The 19,842-nt window shown below is 62.9% G+C and carries 15 protein-coding genes; 14 read left to right on the top strand and 1 reads right to left on the bottom strand.

The genetic code is table 11. The features are described from left to right. The first annotated feature begins 184 nt into the window (after nt 1-184). The 14 genes from AC0GUR_RS04520 (at nt 185) to AC0GUR_RS04455 (ending at nt 13,902) form a co-directional block, all read left to right on the top strand. On the top strand, nt 185-1,315 hold the full coding sequence (locus AC0GUR_RS04520) for a glycosyltransferase family 2 protein (RefSeq protein WP_472876270.1): 1,131 nt from the start codon (nt 185-187) through the stop codon (nt 1,313-1,315). Then, the gene (locus AC0GUR_RS04515) at nt 1,309-2,418 is read left to right on the top strand and encodes a polysaccharide deacetylase family protein (RefSeq protein ID WP_472876269.1); all 1,110 of its coding nucleotides are present in this window, start codon (nt 1,309-1,311) and stop codon (nt 2,416-2,418) included. The genes AC0GUR_RS04520 and AC0GUR_RS04515 overlap by 7 nt, the downstream gene beginning before the upstream one ends. Beyond that, on the top strand, nt 2,406-3,668 hold the full coding sequence (locus AC0GUR_RS04510) for an O-antigen ligase family protein (protein ID WP_472876268.1): 1,263 nt from the start codon (nt 2,406-2,408) through the stop codon (nt 3,666-3,668). Before AC0GUR_RS04515 ends, AC0GUR_RS04510 begins: the two co-directional genes overlap by 13 nt. Nucleotides 3,669-3,693: 25 nt before the next feature. Further along, nucleotides 3,694-5,052 carry a phenylacetate--CoA ligase family protein gene (locus AC0GUR_RS04505; RefSeq protein ID WP_472876267.1) on the top strand — a complete coding sequence of 453 codons (1,359 nt, stop codon included), beginning with the start codon at nt 3,694-3,696 and terminating at the stop codon, nt 5,050-5,052. Continuing rightward, nucleotides 5,049-6,182: a glycosyltransferase gene (locus AC0GUR_RS04500; protein WP_472876266.1), complete on the top strand. Its 1,134-nt coding sequence runs from the start codon at nt 5,049-5,051 to the stop codon at nt 6,180-6,182. The genes AC0GUR_RS04505 and AC0GUR_RS04500 overlap by 4 nt, the downstream gene beginning before the upstream one ends. Then, nucleotides 6,164-7,342, top strand: coding sequence for a glycosyltransferase family 4 protein (locus tag AC0GUR_RS04495; RefSeq protein WP_472876265.1), 1,179 nt, complete (start codon nt 6,164-6,166; stop codon nt 7,340-7,342). The genes AC0GUR_RS04500 and AC0GUR_RS04495 overlap by 19 nt, the downstream gene beginning before the upstream one ends. After that, a complete protein-coding gene (locus tag AC0GUR_RS04490; RefSeq protein ID WP_472876264.1) occupies nt 7,339-7,980 on the top strand; it encodes a polysaccharide deacetylase family protein in 642 nt (213 codons plus the stop codon). The genes AC0GUR_RS04495 and AC0GUR_RS04490 overlap by 4 nt, the downstream gene beginning before the upstream one ends. Continuing rightward, nucleotides 7,977-9,143, top strand: coding sequence for a glycosyltransferase family 4 protein (locus AC0GUR_RS04485; RefSeq protein ID WP_472876263.1), 1,167 nt, complete (start codon nt 7,977-7,979; stop codon nt 9,141-9,143). The genes AC0GUR_RS04490 and AC0GUR_RS04485 overlap by 4 nt, the downstream gene beginning before the upstream one ends. Beyond that, nucleotides 9,140-10,315 carry a hypothetical protein gene (locus tag AC0GUR_RS04480; RefSeq protein WP_472876262.1) on the top strand — a complete coding sequence of 392 codons (1,176 nt, stop codon included), beginning with the start codon at nt 9,140-9,142 and terminating at the stop codon, nt 10,313-10,315. Before AC0GUR_RS04485 ends, AC0GUR_RS04480 begins: the two co-directional genes overlap by 4 nt. 165 nt (nt 10,316-10,480) lie before the next feature. Beyond that, a complete protein-coding gene (locus AC0GUR_RS04475; protein WP_472876261.1) occupies nt 10,481-10,660 on the top strand; it encodes a hypothetical protein in 180 nt (59 codons plus the stop codon). Between the two features lie 155 nt (nt 10,661-10,815). Then, nucleotides 10,816-10,998, top strand: coding sequence for a hypothetical protein (locus tag AC0GUR_RS04470; RefSeq protein WP_472876260.1), 183 nt, complete (start codon nt 10,816-10,818; stop codon nt 10,996-10,998). A gap of 151 nt (nt 10,999-11,149) precedes the next feature. Next, nucleotides 11,150-11,938: a formyltransferase family protein gene (locus AC0GUR_RS04465; protein WP_472876259.1), complete on the top strand. Its 789-nt coding sequence runs from the start codon at nt 11,150-11,152 to the stop codon at nt 11,936-11,938. Then, entirely contained in the window at nt 11,935-12,714 is a 780-nt protein-coding gene (locus tag AC0GUR_RS04460) for a polysaccharide deacetylase family protein (RefSeq protein WP_472876258.1), read from the top strand. Before AC0GUR_RS04465 ends, AC0GUR_RS04460 begins: the two co-directional genes overlap by 4 nt. Nucleotides 12,715-13,530: 816 nt before the next feature. Next, nucleotides 13,531-13,902 carry a hypothetical protein gene (locus AC0GUR_RS04455; RefSeq protein WP_472876257.1) on the top strand — a complete coding sequence of 124 codons (372 nt, stop codon included), beginning with the start codon at nt 13,531-13,533 and terminating at the stop codon, nt 13,900-13,902. Nucleotides 13,903-15,026: 1,124 nt separating this feature from the next. On the opposite strand, the gene AC0GUR_RS04450 is transcribed toward AC0GUR_RS04455, so the two are convergent. Beyond that, nucleotides 15,027-19,466 (bottom strand): RHS repeat-associated core domain-containing protein, encoded by a 4,440-nt coding sequence (locus AC0GUR_RS04450; RefSeq protein WP_472876289.1) that lies wholly within the window; start codon nt 19,464-19,466, stop codon nt 15,027-15,029. Nucleotides 19,467-19,842 lie beyond the last annotated feature (376 nt).

The following is a 19,842-nucleotide window of genomic DNA, read 5'->3' as shown; positions in this document are numbered from 1 at the left end:
GCCGCAATCGTGAAGGGACATTGGAAACATCAAGTAGAACGTCATCCCCGCGAAGGCGGGGATCCAGCGACTTTAGCCTTCCGGTAGCGCCTGAAGACACTGGATCCCCGCCTTCGCGGGGATGACGGTGAGGACGCAGGGAAGCGATGCGTTAATTGTGTACGGGTTCACAGGGGGAATGGAGATGATCGGATTGGCCTACGCCGTGTTCATCGCCTGCTGGCTGCTGCTGGTCTATGTCTTCGCGGGCTATCCCGCGTGGATCTGGCTGCAGGCACGCTTTGCGCCGAAACCAATAAACAAGCAGACCATCACGCCCACGGTGTCGGTGGTCATCGCCGTGCGCGATGGCGCGCGCTTCATCCAGACCAAGCTGTCCAACCTGGGCACGCTCAATTACCCGCGCGACCAGATCGAAATCATCATCGTCTGCGACGGCTGCAGCGATGCCACCGCCAGTCTCGCGCGTCACTTCGGCGATCCACGCGTGCGTGTACTGGACTTCAAGGATCGTCGCGGCAAGGCCGCCTGCCTCAATGACGCCATCGCCGTCGCCAAGGGTGAGGTACTGATGCTCACCGACGTGCGCCAAAAGCTGGCGCCGGTGGCCCTACGCGAACTGGTCGCCAACCTGGCCGACCCCACCGTCGGCGCGGCCGGCGGCGAACTGCTGCTTGCAGATGCCGAAACCGGCTTTGCCCACAGCGTGGATGCCTACTGGCGCTACGAGAAAATGATCCGCTACGCCGAAAGCCAATCAGGCTCCACCATCGGCGTCAGCGGCGCCATCTATGCCATGCGCCGCGAGCTGTACAAGCCGTTGCCCGAAGGTACGGTGCTCGACGATGTGCTGGTGCCCATGCGCGTCATCGCCGCCGGCAAGCGCGTGATCTTCGAACCGCGCGCGCTCGCATGGGATCGCGTGACCCAGGTGCCGGCCGAAGAACGCGTGCGCAAGATCCGCACACTCGCCGGCAACTGCCAGCTGGTACAGCTCGCACCGTGGCTGCTGACACCGTGGCGCAACCCGGCGTGGTTCCGCTTCGTCAGCCACAAATTGCTACGTCTCGTCGCGCCGTGGCTGCTGTTGCTGCTGGCCATGACATCCACCTACCTCACCACCTATCACCTCGCCTGCACCGCCACTTTCGTGCTGTTGCTGCTCGGCGGCGTACTGGTGCTTGCGGGTCGCCTGTTGCCAGTGTTCGCGCACTGGCTTCCGGTGAAGCTGGCGGTCGCGTTTTTCTACCTCAATCTGTTTGCGGCCCAGGCTCTGGTCACCTTCGCCCGCAATCGTGGACTGAATTTATGGTGACGTCATTGGAAGACAGTGGCACCAAGGTTGGCCTGCGAGGACAGCTTGGCGAGCTGTGCTACAGCAGCGGCCTGCTGCACTCGTTGCAACGGATGCGCTCGTGGTGGCGCAAGGATCTGCGCGTGCTCGCCTACCACCGCGTGATGCCGCTGCCCGATCCGGCCACCTACGATTTTGATCTGGAACTGATCAGCGCCACGCCGGAAGGTTTCCGTGAGCAGATGCAGCACATCAAGGCGCACTACCACCCGATGCGCCTCAGCGACGTCGCCGCCACGCTCAACGCCGGCAAGGAGCTTCCCGTCGACGCCGTGGTGGTGACGTTTGACGACGGCTACGACGACAACTACCACGTGGCTTATCCGATTCTGCGCGAGCTAGGCGTGCCGGCCACGTTCTTTGTTTCCACCGGCCATATCGACACGGGCCGGCCCTATGCCTACGACTGGCTGGTACACCTGATGTTGCTCAGCCCCGCCGAGCGACTCGAACTGCCTGAGCTGGGCATCAGCATGCCGATGCCCGTGGAGCGCCAGGCGCGCCGCCAGCTCGCTGCGATGGTGCTTGACCATATGAAGGAGCTCGACGCGCTCATCCAAACCGCCATGACCCGCCGACTGGCCACGGAATGGCGCATGCCTGGTGAAGTGGCGCCGCCCGAATGCCAGCCCATGACCTGGAACCAGATTCGCGAAATGCACGCGGATGGCTTCGAGTTCGGCTCGCATGGCGTACATCACCGCATGCTCTCCAAGCTGCCGCCGGCCGAACTGGCTTTTGAAATCTGCGAGTCGCGCGACACCCTGCTGCGCGAACTGGGCGACATGCCCTTGCACATGTCCTATCCGGTGGGCGGCGAGCGTGCCTATGACGAGCGCGTGATGGATATGACGCGCGACGCCGGCTACGAACTGGCCTGTTGCTACATCCCCGGCACCAACCCGCAACCCGCCTCGAACCGCTACGCGCTCTACCGCCTTGCGGTGGAACGCAACATGGGCACGGGATGGTTCGCCGCCATGCTGACCCTGCCCAGGCTGATGAGCTATCCGCCATCCGGCCGGCCCACTGTTCACGGGGCGACGCCAGCATGTTCCCACTGATCCTGCTCTATCTCGTACTCACCATTGTGCGTCCGCAGGATTACGTGACCGCACTGGTGGGCGTGCCGGTACTGCCGGTGGTGCTGATTCTGGCGTTCCTGGCCTGGATGGGTTCCCGCGCGCGCACATTCGCCGCGCCGCAATTCGCGGTCTTGCCGGCGTTTCTGCTGGTGCTGATGATTTCGCAGGCCACCAATGGCTGGGTTGGCGGCATGGCGGATCAGCTCGGCAAATTTGGCCCTGCGGTGATCGCTTTTTTCATCCTCTCAGCGGCTTGCACCACGCGCGAGCACGTCATCACCACCATGAAGGTGATCGTGCTGTGTTCGTTCGTACTGGCATTGCACAGTGTGGGACAAGCACAGACCGGCATGGGCTGGACCGGCATCCCGGTGGGCGAAGACGGTCGCGTCCAATACGTAGGCATCTTCAACGACCCCAACGATCTCGGCCTGCTGTTCGTCGCCGCCCTGCCGATGACTGTCTATCTCAGTCGTCGCGCCGGGTTCGTCGCACGCTATGGCTGGCTCGCGGGTGCGGCGCTGCTGCTCTATGGCATTCGCCTCACGAACTCCCGCGGCGCCTTGCTGGCGGTGCTGGTAGTGGCCGGCGCTTATGTCTGGTACCGGCGCGGCCTGTTCACCGCCAGTGTGCTTGGTGTGGTGGGCCTGGCCTGCCTCAAGCTGCTGTCGTCACGCATGCAGGAGCTCGATGCAGGTGAGGAATCGGCCAACGGGCGCGTGGATGCCTGGTACTCCGGCCTGCACATGTTCATGTCGCATCCGCTGTTTGGCGTAGGCGCCGGCAACTTCACCGAATACAACGAACTGACCGCACACAACTCCTTCGTGCTGGTATTGGCCGAAGCAGGCTTTGTCGGCTATGTGTTGTGGCTTGCCTTTGTTGGCTACAGCTTCTGGATGATGGCGGTCGTGCTGCGCTACAAGCCAACATCCGGTGACGCTGATCAGAACGACGCATGGCAGAAGGAACGCCCTCTGGCACTGACCCTGCTGCTTTCGCTGTGCGGCATGTTCACTACGGCGTTCTTCCTCAGCCGAAGCTACATGATCGTGCTCTACCTGATTCTGGCCGTGGTCACCGGCTACTACATCGGCGCGCGACAGCGGCTTCCCGGCTTGCGTTTGTTCACCTTGCACGACGGTGGTTGGCGATGGGTGCCTGCGGCCATGGGCAGCATTGTCGGTCTCTATGTATTGGTGGCCGTGTTGTTGCAAACGGCGGGGTAACACGACGTTTCAGGAGGGACCCCACATGGGTACGTTCTACGAAACAGCATTCCGGCGGGTACTTTTCCCCGCCTACGAAACAGGGCTGAGAAGGCGCGACACCTTATCGTGGCTGGACCGCTACGAGCGCGACCAATGGCTGTCGCCCGCGCAGATGGCACAGCTGCAGTGGGCGCGTCTCAAGCAGCTGCTGGAGCACTGCTATCGCGAGGTGCCCTACTACCAGAAGCAATGGCGCGAGCTGGGCGTGACGCCGGACGACATCCGCAACATGGACGACTACGCCCGGCTGCCGCTGCTCACCAAGGCCGACATCCGCGCCAATTTCGAGGATCTCAAGGCCACCTCGCTGCGCGACAAACTGCTGTACAAAGCCACCGGTGGCTCCACCGGCGAGCCCATGCGCTTCGGCTACACGCGCGAAAGCAACAGCCGCCGACATGCGGTGATGTGGCGTGGCTACAACTGGGCGGGCGCGCCACTGGGCAGTCGCAGCCTGATGCTGTGGGGCGCCGGCGTCGGCACGCTGCCGTGGAAGCAAAAGATGAAGGACCGGCTCTACCACGCTGCCTTCTCGCGCCGCATCGTCAACAGCTTCCACATGACCGAATTCAACATGGCGGAGTACGCCGACGCCATCGATGCGTTCAAGCCGCAGGTGCTGCTTGGCTATATGGGCCCGCTGGTGCGTCTTGCGGAATGGATGCTGGCCACCGGCCGCCGCGTCCACCGGCCACGCGCCTTCATTGCCTGTGGCGAAGCCGTGCACGACTTCCAGCGCGCCATTATCGAAGAAGCCTTCGGCTGCCCCGCGTTCAATACCTACGGCTGCCGCGAATTCATGATGGTGGCCGCCGAATGCGATCGCCACGAAGGCATGCACCTCAGCAGCGACCATCTCGTGGTGGAACTGCTGAAAACCCCTGACGCGCCCGCTGAAGGCGACACCGGTGAAGTGATCGTTACAGATCTCTCCAACCATGGCATGCCGTTCATCCGCTATGCCACGACCGACCTTGCGACGCCGGCCCACCATACCTGCAGCTGCGGGCGCGGCCTGCCGCTGATCAGCCGCGTGGATGGCCGCGTGCTCGATGCCATCCGCACACCGGACGGCCGCATCCTGCCCGGCATGTTTTTCCCGTTCCTGTTCAAGGAAACCAAAGGCGTCAGCCAATACCAGCTGGTGCAACGGCAGCTCGACCGGCTGGATCTGTCGATCGTGCGCGGCCCCGCCTTCGATGACGATTCGCTGGCCTTCATCCGTCACGAGATCTTCAAGGTGCTCGGCGACAGCGTGACGGTGGACTGCCACTTCGTCGACAGCATCCCACTCACCAAGAGCGGCAAGACGCGGCTCACCGTTTCGGAGCTTTCCGATTGAACATCACCCACGTCGTCGAGAACCTCAACCGTGGTGGACTGGAGCGCATGGTGCTGGAGCTGGTGAAGCTGCAGCACCGGCAAGGCCATCGCTGCCAGGTGGTGTGCCTGTTCGAGCCCGGCTCGCAAGCGCATGAACTCGACGCAATGGGCATACCTGTCAACGGCTGTCATAAACGACGTGGTCTGGACTTGCGTGCACTGGCGCGGGCACGCGACCTGATTCGCCGGCACGACACCGAAGTGCTCCACACCCACAACGCCGTGGCGCACTACCTCGGCGTGCTGGCCAGCCTGGGGCTCGGCGTGGACCGGGTCATCAACACACGCCACGGCATGGGCATCAACCAGCACACGGCGCGGCGCGAATGGCTCTACCGCCGCGCACTCACGCGCACCGACACCGTGGTCACCGTGTGCGAAGCGGCGCGGCGCGATGCCATTACGCTGGGCATCCTGCCTTGGCCCAAAACCCACGTAGTGCCCAATGGCATCGCGCTGGATGGCTTTGCGCCAGCCTCTGCCAGCATGCGCGGCAAGCTGCATCGCCTGCTCAACCTGCCGGATGAGCACACCTTGCTCGGCAACGTGGGCCGGCTCAACTGGGCCAAGGACCAGGTCGGGCTGATTCGCGCGTTTGGCCGTCTGCACTCACAACGCCCGGACACCGCACTGGTGCTGATCGGCGACGGTGAACTCCGCACCGAACTGCAGCGCGAAGCCGCCGAAGAAGGCGTGGGCGACAGCGTGCACTTTCTCGGCGACCGCACCGATGTGCACGAGCTGCTGCAAGGGCTGGACCTGTTTGTGCTTTCCTCGCTCAGCGAGGGCTACTCCATTGCCCTGCTGGAAGCCTGCGCGGTGGCCTTGCCCATCGTTGCCACCGACGTCGGCGGCAACGCGGAAATCGTGCACGAAGGCCAAACCGGTCGACTGGTGCCACCCGGTGATCCCACCGCACTGGCGGACGCCATTCTGTCCCTGCTGCGCGAACCCCAGCGCGCCACCGCCTGCGGCCGTGCCGCCCGCGCATGGGTGGAAGAAAACGGCACACTGGAAACCATGGCCGGGCGCTATGCCCTGCTCTACCACGGCGTGACGGATCGAGCACCATGCGACTACGCATACTGATCCTTACCAACCTGTTTCCCACGCCGTGGGATCCACTGCGCGGCGCCTTTAATCGCCAGCAGTTCGAGCGGCTGGCGCAACACCATGATGTGGATGTGCTGACGTCGGTCAGCTTCACCGAGCGCAACAACGCCACGCGGCGCCAGGTGATCGTCAAGAACATTCGCAGCGACCACTTCGTGTTCTATTACCTGCCGCGCATCGGCAGGCCATTGCACGCCCTGTGCTGGCTGCTTTCACTGCTGTGGCAACGCGGCCGGCAAATACGCGCCGCGCATTACGACTGCATCCTGGCGAGCTGGGCCTACCCCGATGCCGCCGCAGCCGGCTGGCTGGCACGCCGCCTGCACATTCCTTACGTGGTGAAAGTGCATGGCAGTGATCTCAACGTGCAGGCCGAACATGTGCTGCATCGCATACAGATCCGCTCCGCCTTGCGCGGCGCCAGTGCCGTGGTGGCGGTAAGCCGTGCGCTTGCGGAGAAGGCAGTGACACTGGGCGCGAAGCTCTCCCAGGTCCACGTGCTCTACAACGGCGTCGATCAGGACCTGTTCGCACCTGGCTCGCGGGAATTGGCGCGCGAGACACTCGGCCTGTCGTCTGAGGCTCCGCTGATTCTCTACGTGGGCAACCTCAAGGAGAGCAAGGGATGCGGCGACCTGCTGGAAGCGTTTCCGGCGCTGATGGCCGCCCATCCGCACGCGCGGCTGGTCTACGTGGGTGACGGCACCTACGGCATGGCCTTGCGCGAACGCGCCGCCGCACTGAACTGCATCAAGCGCGTCACCTGGGTAGGGCCGGTATCGCACGACAAACTTGGCGACTGGTTCCGCGCCGCGGATCTGCTGTGCCTCCCCAGCCACAACGAAGGCGTGCCCAACGTGGTGCTGGAAGCCATGGCCTGCGGCACGCCCGTGGTCGCCACCCGTGTGGGCGGCATACCGGAAGTCGTACCCGAATGGGCAGGCTTGCTGGTGCCACCCCACGATATCCCCGCGCTTGCCAGCGCACTGGTCGAAGCCAGCCAGCGTGACTGGGACGACGAGCGCATCGCTGCACACGCCGCCGGATTTCGCTGGGAAGACAACGTCGACCGTCTCGACGCCATCATGCGCGGCGTTGCCGAAGGCACGCCGTCATCCGTGGGGGCCATCGCATGATGCTCCGGCCCAGGAAGCAGCAACTGCTCAACCTGCTGCCTGCCGGGCTAGTGCAGACGCGCGGCCCGGCGACAGGCAACGCGCTCTATCTCACCTTCGACGACGGCCCGCACCCATCGTGCACGCCGCGTCTGCTCGATCTGCTCGCCAGGCATGGCATCCGCGCCAGTTTCTTTCTGGTCGGCCATCGTGCGGAAAAGCACCCGCAACTGGTCGAGCGCATCGTGGCCGACGGCCACATGATCGGTAACCACTCTTACAGCCACTGGTCGTTCCGCCCGATGTCGCTGCAGCAGAAACTGGACGAATTCCAGCGCACCGACGACGTGCTGCAAGTCTTCGACCAGCGCCGCCACCATCGCGTGCGCCCGCCGCAAGGCCATATGGCGCCCTCCTTGCTGCTGTACTGCGCGCGCCATCGGCGCAGCATCGTCTACTGGTCCTACGACAGCCTCGACTACCAGCAAGGCACCAGCGACGCACTGGTGGCCCGCCTGCGCGCGCAGCCGCCACGTGCCGGCGACATCCTGTTGATGCACGACGACAGCGACAAAGCCACCGAAGCGCTCAGCCAGCTGTTGCCCGAATGGCTGGCCAGGGGACACACCTTCCAGCCACTGCCAGCGGATGGCGCATGAAGATCATCTACCACCACCGCACGCAAGGCCGACACGTGGAAGGCGTGCATATCCGCGGCATCGTGCATGCCTTGCGCGACCTCGGGCACGACGTCACCGTCATCTCCTTTCCCGGCGCCGACCCGGAACATGAGCCGCCCAGCCAGGCCACCGCCGGGCGCGGCCGCCTGCACGGCCTGATCGCGCGTCTACCCGGCGTTGTGTTCGAGTGCATGGAACTCGCCTACAACCTCGTCACCTTGGTGCGCATGGGCGCGGCCATCCGCAAGCAGCGCCCGCAGCTGATCTACGAGCGCTACTCGCTGTTCCTGTTCGCCACCGTGTGGTTGGCGCGCCGTCACGGCATTCCGCTGGTGCTGGAGATCAACGACTCCGCCCTCGTGCGTCGCGTGCGCCCACTGCACCTGACGCATCTCGCCCGCCGCGTCGAAAGCTGGTGCCTGCGCCACAGCACCGGGCTGGTGTTTATTTCCAACTACTTCCGCGCGGAAGCCGAAGCCGCCTATGGCGCTATCGCCCCCTCGGTCATCTCGCCTAACGCCGCCGACCTCACCCGCTTCAACCCCACACGCTTCGACCGCGATCAACTGCGCCGCCAACATGGTCTGACTGGGCGCGTGGTGTGCGGCCATATCGGCGTGTTCGCCCACTGGCACGGCGTGGATGGCTTTGTCGAAGCCATCGCCGCGCGCCTGCGCGAGCAGCCGCAACTCGCCTTGGTGCTGGTAGGCGACGGGCGCACCCTGCCCGCCGTGCGCGCCCTGGTAGAAGAACGCGGCCTCAGCGACCGCGTACTGCTGCCCGGCCGCGTGCCACACGACGACATTCCCGCGTGGATCGCCTGCATGGATTACGCCGTGCTGCCCGACTCCAACCTCTACGGCTCGCCGATGAAACTGTTCGAGCTGATGGCGATGGGCGTGGCAGTAGTGGCGCCCGACTATGCGCCTGTGGCCGAAGTGATTCGCGATGGCCACACCGGCTGGCTGTTCCCGCGCGGCGATACGGCCCTGTGCGTACAACGCGTGCTCGACCTCACCCTGCAGAACGACGAACGCGAGCGCATCGGCACCGCCGCCCGCGACTACGTGGTGCGCGAACGTCAGTGGCGCAACAACGCCGAGCAACTGCTGACGCTGGTGCCAACGGGAGCCAACGCATGATGCCCGGTGCGCTCACCGTCATCGCCGTGCTGCTGGTCGCCTGCGCCTTGGTCGCGCTGACCGCCGCCGTGCGTGCCCGCAACATGCAGATCTGGCTCGGCAGCTACCTGCGTCGGCGTCGCCCGACGCCGCAGGGCAAGGTGCATGTGATGTTCTGCTTCGTCGACCACTTCGAGCCCGCCTGGAACAAGGCCGACCTCGCCACCCAACGCCAACGCGTCGACCGCTGGTGCCTGGACTACCGCACGCTGGCTTCCGCCCACCGCGACGCCGACGGACGCCCACCGCAACACACCTTCTTCTACCCCGAAGAGGAATACCTCGAAGAACACCTGGAAAAAATCGCCTCGCTCTGCGCTGAAGGCTACGGCGAAATCGAAGTACACCTGCACCACGACAACGACACCGAAGCCAACTTTCGCGCCACCATCAGCCGCTTCAACGACATCCTGCACGCGCGGCACGGCGCCCTGCCGCGCGACCCGCAAAGCGGCCGCCTGCGCTTCGGCTTCATCCACGGCAACTGGTGCCTGGACAACTCGCGCGCCGATGGCCGTTGGTGCGGCATCAACAACGAATTGGTACTGCTGCGCGAGCTGGGCTGCTACGCCGACTTCACCCTGCCCTCCGCGCCCAGCGACACCCAAACGCGCACCGTCAACGCCATCTACTACGCCACCGACGACCCCACGCGCCCCAAGTCCCACGACACCGGCGTGCCCGTGCGTGTGGGCGGAAAAGCCTGCGGCGACCTGATGATTGTGCAAGGCCCACTCGGCCTGAATTGGCACGACCGCCGCTACGGCATCATCCCGCGCATCGAGAACGCCGACGTACGCCGCGCCTGCCCACCCACACCGGCACGCGTCGACCACTGGGTACGCACCGGCATCCACGTCGAAGGCCGCCCCGAGTGGATCTTCATCAAGGTGCACACCCACGGCACACAAGAACGCGACATGGACACCCTGCTCGGCGAACCCACCCACGCCATGTTCGAACACCTCGAAAATACCTACAACGACGGCAACCGCCACGTGCTGCATTACGTCACCGCGCGCGAGCTGTACAACATCATCAAGGCTGCTGAAGCCGGCAAGGATGGTGACCCGAATCAGTGGCGGGACTATGAATTGCCGCCGCCGGCGTATGGGGGAACGCTTTCCTCTTGACTCCCTCTCCCCTCCGGGGAGAGGGCTGGGGTGAGGGGCGGGTGCTCGCGGAAACCTACAACAAGGCCACGCTTGATGAATCGACATCGCAAGATTGGCCCCTCACCCTAACCCTCTCCCCAGAGGGGAGAGGGAACATAAAGAACATTGGACTGGGCCCATAACATGCGCACCATCCTCATCTGCCACGCCAATGACACCTTCGACGGCCACGTACTGCACTACGTCACCGCGCGCGAGATGTGCAACATCATCAAAGCTGCTGAAGCCGGAAAGGATAGCGACCCGAATCAGTGGCGGGACCATGAATTGCCACCGTCTCAGGGAGGAACACACCAACCGTGAAAGCACCCCGCGACCCCACTAAGCCTCCCATGCCCCCTCACCGTCATCCCCGCGAAAGCGGGGATCCAGCGCCTTTCGCACATCGAAGCGAAAGACACTGGATCCCTGCCTTCGCAGGGATGACGCACATTCAACGTCGCCCGTCCTAACCACCCATGCGCACCATCCTCATCTCCCACGCCAATGACACCTTCAACCGCCAAGTACTGCACTACGTCACCGCGCGCGGGATGCGCAACATCATCAAGGCCGCCGAAGCCGGCAAGGACGGTAATCCGAATCAGTGGCGGGACTATGAATTCCCACCGCCGGCATATGGAGGTTCAAACCATCCGTGAGAAGCCCCTACATGCACCATCAACGGCACATCCCCCTCACCGTCATTCCTGCGAAAGCAGGAATCCAGTGCCTTCCGTGCATCGAAGCGAAAGACACTGGATCCCTGCTTTCGCAGGGATGACGCATCTATAACATCACCCTTAGCCCCCCATGCGCACCATCCTCATCTGCCACGCCAACGACACCTTCGACCGCGAAGGGTTAGCGGCCTGGCTCGCCTCGTTCTCGCAACTCGCCGGCATCGTCATCCTCGATGAAACCGGCCCGCAGAAGCGCGCCCGCGTCCGCCGCGAAATCAAGCGCGTCGGCTGGCTGCGCTTTCTCGACGTGGTCGCCATGCGCTTCTACCAACGCCTGGCACTCGCCTCCAACGACCGCGCATGGATGGACAACGCCCTCACCACCCTGCGCGACCGCTACGGCCCACCACCCACCGTGCCGCACATCATCGCCTCCAACGTCAACGACGAAGCCGTGGTGAACTTCCTGCGCGAAGCGAAACCCGATCTCGTCATCGCCCGCTGCAAACAACTGCTCAAGAAAAAACTCATCGCCATCCCACGCATCGGCACCTTCGTATTCCACCCCGGCATCTGCCCGGAATACCGCAACGCCCACGGCTGCTTCTGGGCGCTGACGCGACGCGACCTGCAACGCGTCGGCATGACCCTGCTGGCCATCGACGCCGGCGTGGATACCGGCCCCGTCTACGGCTACTACAGCTACCCCTTCGACGAGCGCCACGAATCGCACGTAGTCATTCAATACCGCGTCGTGCTCGAAAACCTCAACGCACTCGAAGCCCGGCTGACCGATATCGCGCACGGTCTGGCGCAACCACTGGATACGCGCGGCCACGCCAGCGCCAGTTGGGGCCAACCGTGGTTCACGCGCTATATCAGCTGGCGACGCGCCGTCGCCAAAGCGAGCGCAGCATGAACCCGCCCTCCCTGATGTATCACGACGTGGTGGCACTCGGGCACGAAGACGCCAGCGGCTTCCCCGGCCCCGCCGCAGCGCATTACAAACTCGACGGCGAAGCTTTCGATCGACAGCTCAGCGCACTCGCTGGCAGCGGCTTGCGCTTTCCAGCCGTCACCACATCGCCACTCCCCACCGACACCACCTGCCTGCTCACCTTCGACGATGGCGGCGCCAGCGCCGCGCATATCGCCCACTTGCTGAGCGAGCGCCGCATGGTGGGCCACTTCATGATCACCACCAGCCGCATCGGCACCTCCGGCTTCCTCAGTGCAGATGCTGTCCGCGACCTCGACGCCAGCGGCCATATCGTCGGCAGTCATTCGCACACGCACCCGGCGGAAATATCGCGCATGCCCGCCGCGATGCTCGATGCCGAATGGCGCGTCAGCGTGGAACGCTTGCAGCAGATACTCGGCCGCCCCGTCAGCGTCGCCTCCGTACCCGGTGGCTTCTACTCCCGCGCGGTGGCGCAAGCCGCTGCCGCTGCCGGCATCTGTTTCCTGTTCACCTCCGAACCCACCGTGCGCGAACACATCGTGGATGGCTGCCTGATTCTTGGCCGCTACACGCTGTGGCGTGGCATGGAGCCCGACACCACGTTGGCGCTTGCGTTGGGCACAGGGTCGTTGCGTCAACGACAGTGGCTTGCGTGGAATCTCAAGAAGCCGGTGAAGCGCTGCGCGCGGCCGGTGTATCACCTGGTGCGGCGACATTGGTTGGGTGAGGCCTGACCAAGCGCACTACGCCACTCTCGACACGGGACCGCGTGCCGTCGAATGCGACCGAAGACGGGATATCAAGACGTTGCCCACGCGATTCGCCACATCGCGGCGTGACGTGGCACTGCGACTCCACTGACAGCCACACCGTCCGCATGGCGTGCACAACGTATCGGCCATCACTGACAGGCGATATCGCCGCTGTTTTGCTAACGTCGCGTTGTCACTCGCGGGGGCAGAGGTTGTGCTTGGGCGAGTGGCCATGACCCTCGTGTCATGAGGCGCGGGCCGAGAGTGTCATCAGCACTCCCGACCCGCTAACCAAAACCAACTTATCGAGAGTTGATGATGGCTGCTCACGATCATACGACACGCGTCCGCCTGCCACCTGCCGATGGCAGAGGTGCTACGGCGCTCACCGGCGGCTCGCCAGCCCACGGCCAGGCCCCCGTCCACCCTCCCATGCGTCACCCGATACTGCTGGCGTCTGCGGTAGCAACCACGTTGCCAACGCACCGTGACCGCTGGCGCCAGCGTCGGGCCACCGCGCGGGTACGGTGGGCTCAGCCGGCGGCGCACCGGGCTTCCGGTGACATGAAGGCCGGCTTTGAGGCAGCACGTTGCTGTCTTGAACACACGGCCGATGGGTCGCAACACCAACGCACCGTCACCAGCTGACCGCGTTCGATGATCGCCCCGTGGCGCATCGAAGCTAGGTTCGGTGCGCCATCCTTCGGCGTTTATTGACCTTTGAACAGGGCATTCGCCTACACGATTCAGCGACCGCGCCGAGTCGTCGCTTCACCGTGCCTGACAGGAAAATCAGCCGTGTCCAAGACCTATCCGATCGTGTTCGTCTGTGGCGCGAGCGACTACCACAACGCCCTCGTGATGGAGCACGTGCTCGACACCCACGACATCGCCCTGCTGATCATCGGCAACCGCTCAGGCGCCGACCGCCTCGCAAAACGCTGGGCCAAGCGAACCGGCACGAACTACCAGATCGTGCCCGCCCTGCCGGAGTTTGGTGATGGCCCCGAGCGTTGGCGCGGGTTGCTGCTCGCCCTGCTCCCGGCAGATCGCGTGCTCGCGTTTGGGAGTGACGAGGTATCGCAGATGATCGTGGAAGAGGCGCGCAACACGACCCTTCCTGTCGAAATCTTCCACGACGACGATGATTGGCGTTCGTTGTCTCAATGAATCTGTCCGTGAAATCAGGAGTGGTCCAGTTCGAGAGAATGGCTCTGGTGCCTTATTAAATCGTCCGCGGAATCGGGGGTAGTCCAGATTTCCGCCCACATAGGCATAGACTTTACGCGTCCATTAGTCCAAGCGAATTCTCGGCCGCTTATACGCGATTCGGACCACTGATCCTTCCGAGAAGTAGATGACGAATTCAGAACCTGCCGGTTTGGTCGTGCCAACTTCAAACGACCAAACATCGTAAGCATTGATCGACGCGGGACCTCTGAGCTGAGGTTGATCCAGCGAGAACCAGGCCTGGTTCTCGCTACTTATTACTTCACGGACGGAAAGCGCATGATCATTCTGCAAAGCATATTTTAGGTTCGATTTCAGATCTTCCAGCGGCCGGCCAACAAAGCCTGACCATGTGTCATGAAGGTCACCGATAGCGCGCACTCCGGCTACTTGGCAATCGCCAAGTGTGAAGGTGACCTTCCCGCCGCCCTCATCAGAGAGCTCAATCGCCCGGCCGCTTCCTGGCAAAACCAGGGAGATTAGGTTCGAAAAGTTGACGCTTGGTGCTCCGCGCAGGGAACAAAGGGGTCAGAACCCTTTTCCCTTCACGCCAACGCTCTGGGTAGGAGCTATCCACTCGTACATCCACACCCGGAATACCTCACCCTTGGCTCCGAGGCCCATCTACGACAAGCCGCTTATCGCGACCTCTTCAAGCAGGCTCTCAGCGACGACCGGCTCTGCGAAATACGTACCCATCTTCAACAACAACGAGTACTCGGAACCGGTCGATTCCAGGCTATCGTCGATAGCCGAACTGGGACGGGTCGCAAATGCGGCCTCAAGGCCGCCCTCCTAAAGGGTTCTGACCCCTTTGTTTCCGTTCCCGTAGCCTGATTGCTAGAGGGAAAATCTCTTTCGCGTTATCGGTGAGTCCATAAACAGATCCTCCCCGAGCACGTGGGCTAACTCGGTCACTTTATCCGTCCATCCCTGGCCATGGGCATCCGGGAGCGGGTATTCCGTAAAGAGCACACGCTCACCATCCGGCATAATTCGGAAGACGCGAATACAACCTTTGTCCTGGTCTATCGTCACTAAATGATCGTGAGCTTTTTCCATCGTTAATTGTTCCAAGTGTTCAGTGGTGGAAGCGGTTGACCACGAAGGCAGGCAGCGAGTCGCTGTGTGGCCGACGCGTGGCAAGCCTCTCCCTTGATCGAGCCACGTCGACGGGTTATCGCGTTGCAGACCTGGGTTTCCTCTTCATATTGCTTGTAACACCTATCCGCCTTACCAGAACTGCACTCATTGGGGTTCTCGCCATCGCCGTGGTACTCATCTGCGCAACTCCCGGCCTGAGGTGAATACATGCAGAGCGCGAGCACGCATAGCTCAGGCTGAGCAGCACATGCCGTAACAGCTCGACCAATGACGCGAGTAGGGCTCGGCACATCAATAGGCTCAAGGGGTATTGGGCGTACTCCAGGATTCATCGGCCCAACGGGCGCCGCGCCAGGGATCGCAATTGCACCCTGCTGCCCAGTTGTCGCCTGCAGACCATCCGGATCGAAGTAGAGCAACGGGTTGTTCAAACCGTAGACGTAGAGGCCAACTCCGCCGCTAACACCTGATGGATCAGGTTGCGAGAAACGGCCAGTCGCAGGCTCGAAGGGTCGAGCACCGTTGTCACTCAGGCCACTCTCGGCGTCGTAGTACTGACCCATGAAGCGCGGATTGAAGATGTACCCATTCGCTGAGGTCGGCTGCTGCTCCCCAAACGGATTCCCTTGGTAAGGCAGCTGCCAGATCGTGCTGCCACTGCTATTGGTGACCGCACGCGGCGTATTCAGACCATCGGCCGTCACGTAGCTAACCGTACTGGTCGTGCCCGCCGTGTCCACCACGGCCACCGGCAGATCATCCAACCAGATGTATTCACGTGAGCTGCTTCCGTACTCCCCGATCAGCTGACTCGCCTCGTCGTAGGCAAACCGCTTGCTCGCCGCCACCGGGAACGTCACCACCTTCGCCGTACGCTGCCCCAGCGCGTTGTACGTATACGTCCCCACCGTACCGCCATTGCTCTGCACCACCGTCATGCGGTTCCGGCCGTTGTAGCCGAAGCCGTAGACATTCCCGGCCACTGAGCTGCTGGTCGTGTTGCCATTGGCGTCAAAGGTGCGCGTGGTGTTGCCGATGCCGGTGAGGTGATGTGTGCCGGTCTGATAGGTGTAGGTACCGGTGGCGAGGCCGCTTGCGGTTTTGCTCAACCGATCACCGGTCTTGCTGTACGTGTACGCCTCCTCCGGATTGCCGTTGGCGTCCTTCAAGCCCGTGAGTCGATACAGCGGGTCGTAGCTGTAGCTTTCCGTCGCCGGATTGGCCCCCACCGCGTTGCCCAGCGCAGTGATGTTGCCCATTGCATCCCGCGCGAAATGCAGGTTGAGTGCCGGGCTTACCACGTCCGTCAACGCGTAGTTGGCGTCGTAGCTGCGCGTGATGGTTTGGCCATTGCCCAGGGTGTAGCTGGCGATGGGACCAAACGGCAGGTAGCTGATGGCAGTGACCACGTTGCCCGCCCCTGCCCCGGTGGTGCCGGGCGGCAGCACGGTGACGGAGCTGATGCGGCCGGCCGCGTCACGGCTGTACTGGATGGAGGTGCCTGCAGCGGTCAGCGTGCTGGCCAGACGATTGGCCAGGGTGTAGCTGTACGACGTGACGTCGTTCGCGGTGCCCTGCACCTGGCTCTTCTGGGTGACGTTGCCCCGTGCGTCGTAGCAGTACACGGTGGTGACGTTGGTTTCCACGATGCGCGTAAGGCGCCCCACCGGGTAGGAGCTGGTGCAGCCGGTGGTGCTGTTGGGCTCGTCGTAGGTGTAGCTGACGCCCAGCGTGCCGTCGCTGCTGTAGCTGGTGGAGGTACGGCGGTTCAAGGCGTCATAGGTGCTGGTGCTCACCACACCGCGTGCGTCGGTACGCCGGGTGACGTTGCCGGCGGCGTCGTACACGTACCCGGTGGTGCCGGTATCGGGGCTTTGCACTGAGGTGGCATTGCCCAGACCGTCGTAGCCATAGACGGTGTTGAGCCCATCCGGATCACCCACACCCTGCAGCCGGTCGTTGGCGTCGTAGGCGAACACGCTCTGCGTGTTTTGGGTGGCGGTGTCGGTGCCGTTGTAGTTGTCGATGGTGCTGACCAGACGGTTGAGCCCGTCATAGCCCTGCTTGCGCTGCACACCCAGTGCATCGGCGGTGTGCACCAGGTTGCCGTTGGCGTCGTAGCTGTCGCTGTAGGCAGCATTGAACACGGCGTTGCTCAGGCCATCGGTGACCTTGGTGAGCTGGCCCAGCGTGTTGTAGGTGCGCGACAGGCTGCGACGTAACGTGCCACTGCTGTCGTAGACCTGCTCGGCGGTTTTGTTGCCGGCCGCATCGAGCGTGTACTGCACGTAGTTGCCCAGCGCATCGGTGATCTTGGTCAGGCGATGGGCCGCGTCGTAGCTGTAGTTGACCACCACGCCATCGGGATCGGTGATGGAGGCGACGGCACCATAGGGGGTATAGGTGATGGATGTCGTGGCACTGCCCACCGCGCGCGTGGCCAGCCAGCCGCGCGGCGTGTAGGTCATGTCGGTGTTGACGCCGTTGGCGTCGGTGATGCGCGTGACACGGCCGTTGGCGTCGTAGGACGTCATGGTGGTGACGTGACCGAGGGCATCCGTCACCTGATACAGATCACCCGTCTGATGGCAGGCCGCGCCCGGCGTGCCGCAGTTGGCAGCGCTGCTGCTCAGGTAGTAGCTGTAGGTGGTGGTTTGGGCAAGTTTCGTGCGCGGGCCGGTCGCAGAAAGCAGCAGCCCCGCTACCGGGCACTGCGTGGTATCCACCGCAGTGCAGTACGTATAGGTCCACTGCCGTACGCCCGAAGGCGCCGTGCTGGCGCTGCCGCAGTTATAGCTCGTCGCGCCCGAGACGGAGGGGTCGGCTTCGCAACGCGCGGTGGTCCGACCGGCGTTGTTGTACGCCCAGGACGAAGCCGCCACGAGACTGCCGGTGTTGTCCTGTACCGTGCGGGTCAGCGGCACACGTAGCGAGGCGTTCCAGGTGAAGTTGGCCGTTCGCTGGGTGGGCGTACCTACTGCCTCCACCCTCTGGGTCAGCTCGCCCGACCCGTCATACGTGGTCGTGGTCTGGACACCATTGAAGTCCGTATATGACGACGGATTGCCATTGGCATCATAGTTACGCGACTGCCATGGCTGGTCACATTGAAGCCCGCAGGGTTGATCCAACGCGGCCAGCTTGAGGGCACCATTCGGGGTGGTGAAACTCATGCGGCTGGCGAACCCCAGCGGATAGGTGACGGTGGCGGAGCCGTCACTGTTGTATGCCACGCTGGTCGCGCCGATGCCTCCACTGACCTGGGTCAGCGTGGCTCGCCCGATGCTGTCGTAGGCGGTGTCGCCGTAACGCACGCCAGTCTCATCGATGATGCCCGTGAGTGCATTGATCTGGCTGGTGCCACCATTGAGTGACGACTCGTTGTAAACGTATTGCCTCAACTTTCCGTCGGGATACTGCACGGCGACAAGGTTGTAGTTCGCGTCGTAGGAATACGTGTAAACGCCGCCATCCGGTGTCGTCATCTGACGAAGGCGAATATTGCTGTAGTAGGTAAATCGCAGCGAGCGGCCTTGCGGATCCGTGACGGCCAGAATGAGCCCTGGAACGGGTGCAATCGAGGGACTGGTACTTGCGTTGCTATAGGTAAGCTGGACGACATTCCCAGCCTTGTCGGCAATGGTCTGTAAAAAACCGTCTGCCGTGTAGGTTTCCGTTTGCTGAGTGGCGGCAATCGATGCAACATAACTGACTGGCGCGCCCTGGGCGTTATCAATTTCAACCAGCGTGTCCGTGACGTCAGGATCGCTTTGCCACTGACCGTTAACCAGCGTAAAGGTCTCCGCCAGACCGTCGGGGCGCGTCAGGGTGACGGTGTCAGGCAATGAGTTAGTCGTATCCCGGCGCAACCAACGGTCAAAACTGTGACGCCAATGGGACCCGACGACATTCACTCTGGCCGTCACATACGGCCCAGTTGAACTGTTGTAGAAACGTCTGAATTTGAGCCAATTAAGCCCATCGAAATCCGTTTCTTGAAGGTAACTGTTTCCTGTGGCCGCATTGATAGGATCCCCTACCAAATGGGCCGCACATCCTTCCGACCTAGGCCGACCATCGGCGCTGCCGTTGGTCACGGCGTTGCCACCACTGTGACCCAGACCGCCTGCACACGTTGCCCCGCTGCCCAGGTTTTTTTCCGCCACTGGCGCTTTGAATCCAGCGGGACAGGTGTAAATGAAATGGCCGGTGCCATCCACCCAGGTGGGATTTCCTAGGCCTTGGTATTGGACGGTGAACCAGTGCCACTGCGGCTCAAGCACGCATTTCCATGCGGCCACGTATTTGTTGTTTTGCCCCGCGATATAGGTCTGACACTGGGCTTGCTGCCTGTCAAAGTCTGGGCAGGTGGACGCGCGGGCCCCCAGGCTGCACAGCATGCTCAGGAAAAGGCATACCAATATTACGAGTCGCCTGAGCAGCACCGGAAATCCGTGCTGCGACCAGCCATTGACGGCGTCTTTGGAAAGACCCGCGACTAGCGCGCCCCCTGTTCTCATGCTCTTCTCCCTAAGCAACAAGTCTCCCTGAATCGCACTCTGCACGAATCACGGTGGAGAAGCCACCGAAGACGCCCCAGAAACGCGAAGTGGCGCACCTTCGGACACATACGCGGAACGGGCTACTCAACGAAGGTCATCGTGCACCTTCAAACGCCGTGGATGCTTTGCGCGGCAGCCCTCTTTCGGCCAGTCCGGCACGACGGGTGAGCCGAGCTACGTTAGAAGATCGAAAGCGCCTTCACTCCAGTGCATC

This window comes from Dyella sp. PARNA 12/25, from assembly GCF_055702865.1.
This window is presented reverse-complemented; position numbering and strand designations above follow the sequence as displayed.

What these genes read in the sequence shown, in the direction of transcription:
- AC0GUR_RS04495 (WP_472876265.1), top strand. Translation starts at nt 6,164, where the DNA reads ATGCGACTACGCATACTGATCCTTACCAACCTGTTTCCCACGCCGTGG.
- AC0GUR_RS04465 (WP_472876259.1), top strand. Translation starts at nt 11,150, where the DNA reads ATGCGCACCATCCTCATCTGCCACGCCAACGACACCTTCGACCGCGAA.
- AC0GUR_RS04515 (WP_472876269.1), top strand. Translation starts at nt 1,309, where the DNA reads ATGGTGACGTCATTGGAAGACAGTGGCACCAAGGTTGGCCTGCGAGGA.
- AC0GUR_RS04480 (WP_472876262.1), top strand. Translation starts at nt 9,140, where the DNA reads ATGATGCCCGGTGCGCTCACCGTCATCGCCGTGCTGCTGGTCGCCTGC.
- AC0GUR_RS04450 (WP_472876289.1), bottom strand. Translation starts at nt 19,466, where the DNA reads ATGCTGTGCAGCCTGGGGGCCCGCGCGTCCACCTGCCCAGACTTTGAC.
- AC0GUR_RS04505 (WP_472876267.1), top strand. Translation starts at nt 3,694, where the DNA reads ATGGGTACGTTCTACGAAACAGCATTCCGGCGGGTACTTTTCCCCGCC.
- AC0GUR_RS04475 (WP_472876261.1), top strand. Translation starts at nt 10,481, where the DNA reads ATGCGCACCATCCTCATCTGCCACGCCAATGACACCTTCGACGGCCAC.
- AC0GUR_RS04485 (WP_472876263.1), top strand. Translation starts at nt 7,977, where the DNA reads ATGAAGATCATCTACCACCACCGCACGCAAGGCCGACACGTGGAAGGC.
- AC0GUR_RS04510 (WP_472876268.1), top strand. Translation starts at nt 2,406, where the DNA reads ATGTTCCCACTGATCCTGCTCTATCTCGTACTCACCATTGTGCGTCCG.
- AC0GUR_RS04470 (WP_472876260.1), top strand. Translation starts at nt 10,816, where the DNA reads ATGCGCACCATCCTCATCTCCCACGCCAATGACACCTTCAACCGCCAA.
- AC0GUR_RS04490 (WP_472876264.1), top strand. Translation starts at nt 7,339, where the DNA reads ATGATGCTCCGGCCCAGGAAGCAGCAACTGCTCAACCTGCTGCCTGCC.
- AC0GUR_RS04520 (WP_472876270.1), top strand. Translation starts at nt 185, where the DNA reads ATGATCGGATTGGCCTACGCCGTGTTCATCGCCTGCTGGCTGCTGCTG.
- AC0GUR_RS04460 (WP_472876258.1), top strand. Translation starts at nt 11,935, where the DNA reads ATGAACCCGCCCTCCCTGATGTATCACGACGTGGTGGCACTCGGGCAC.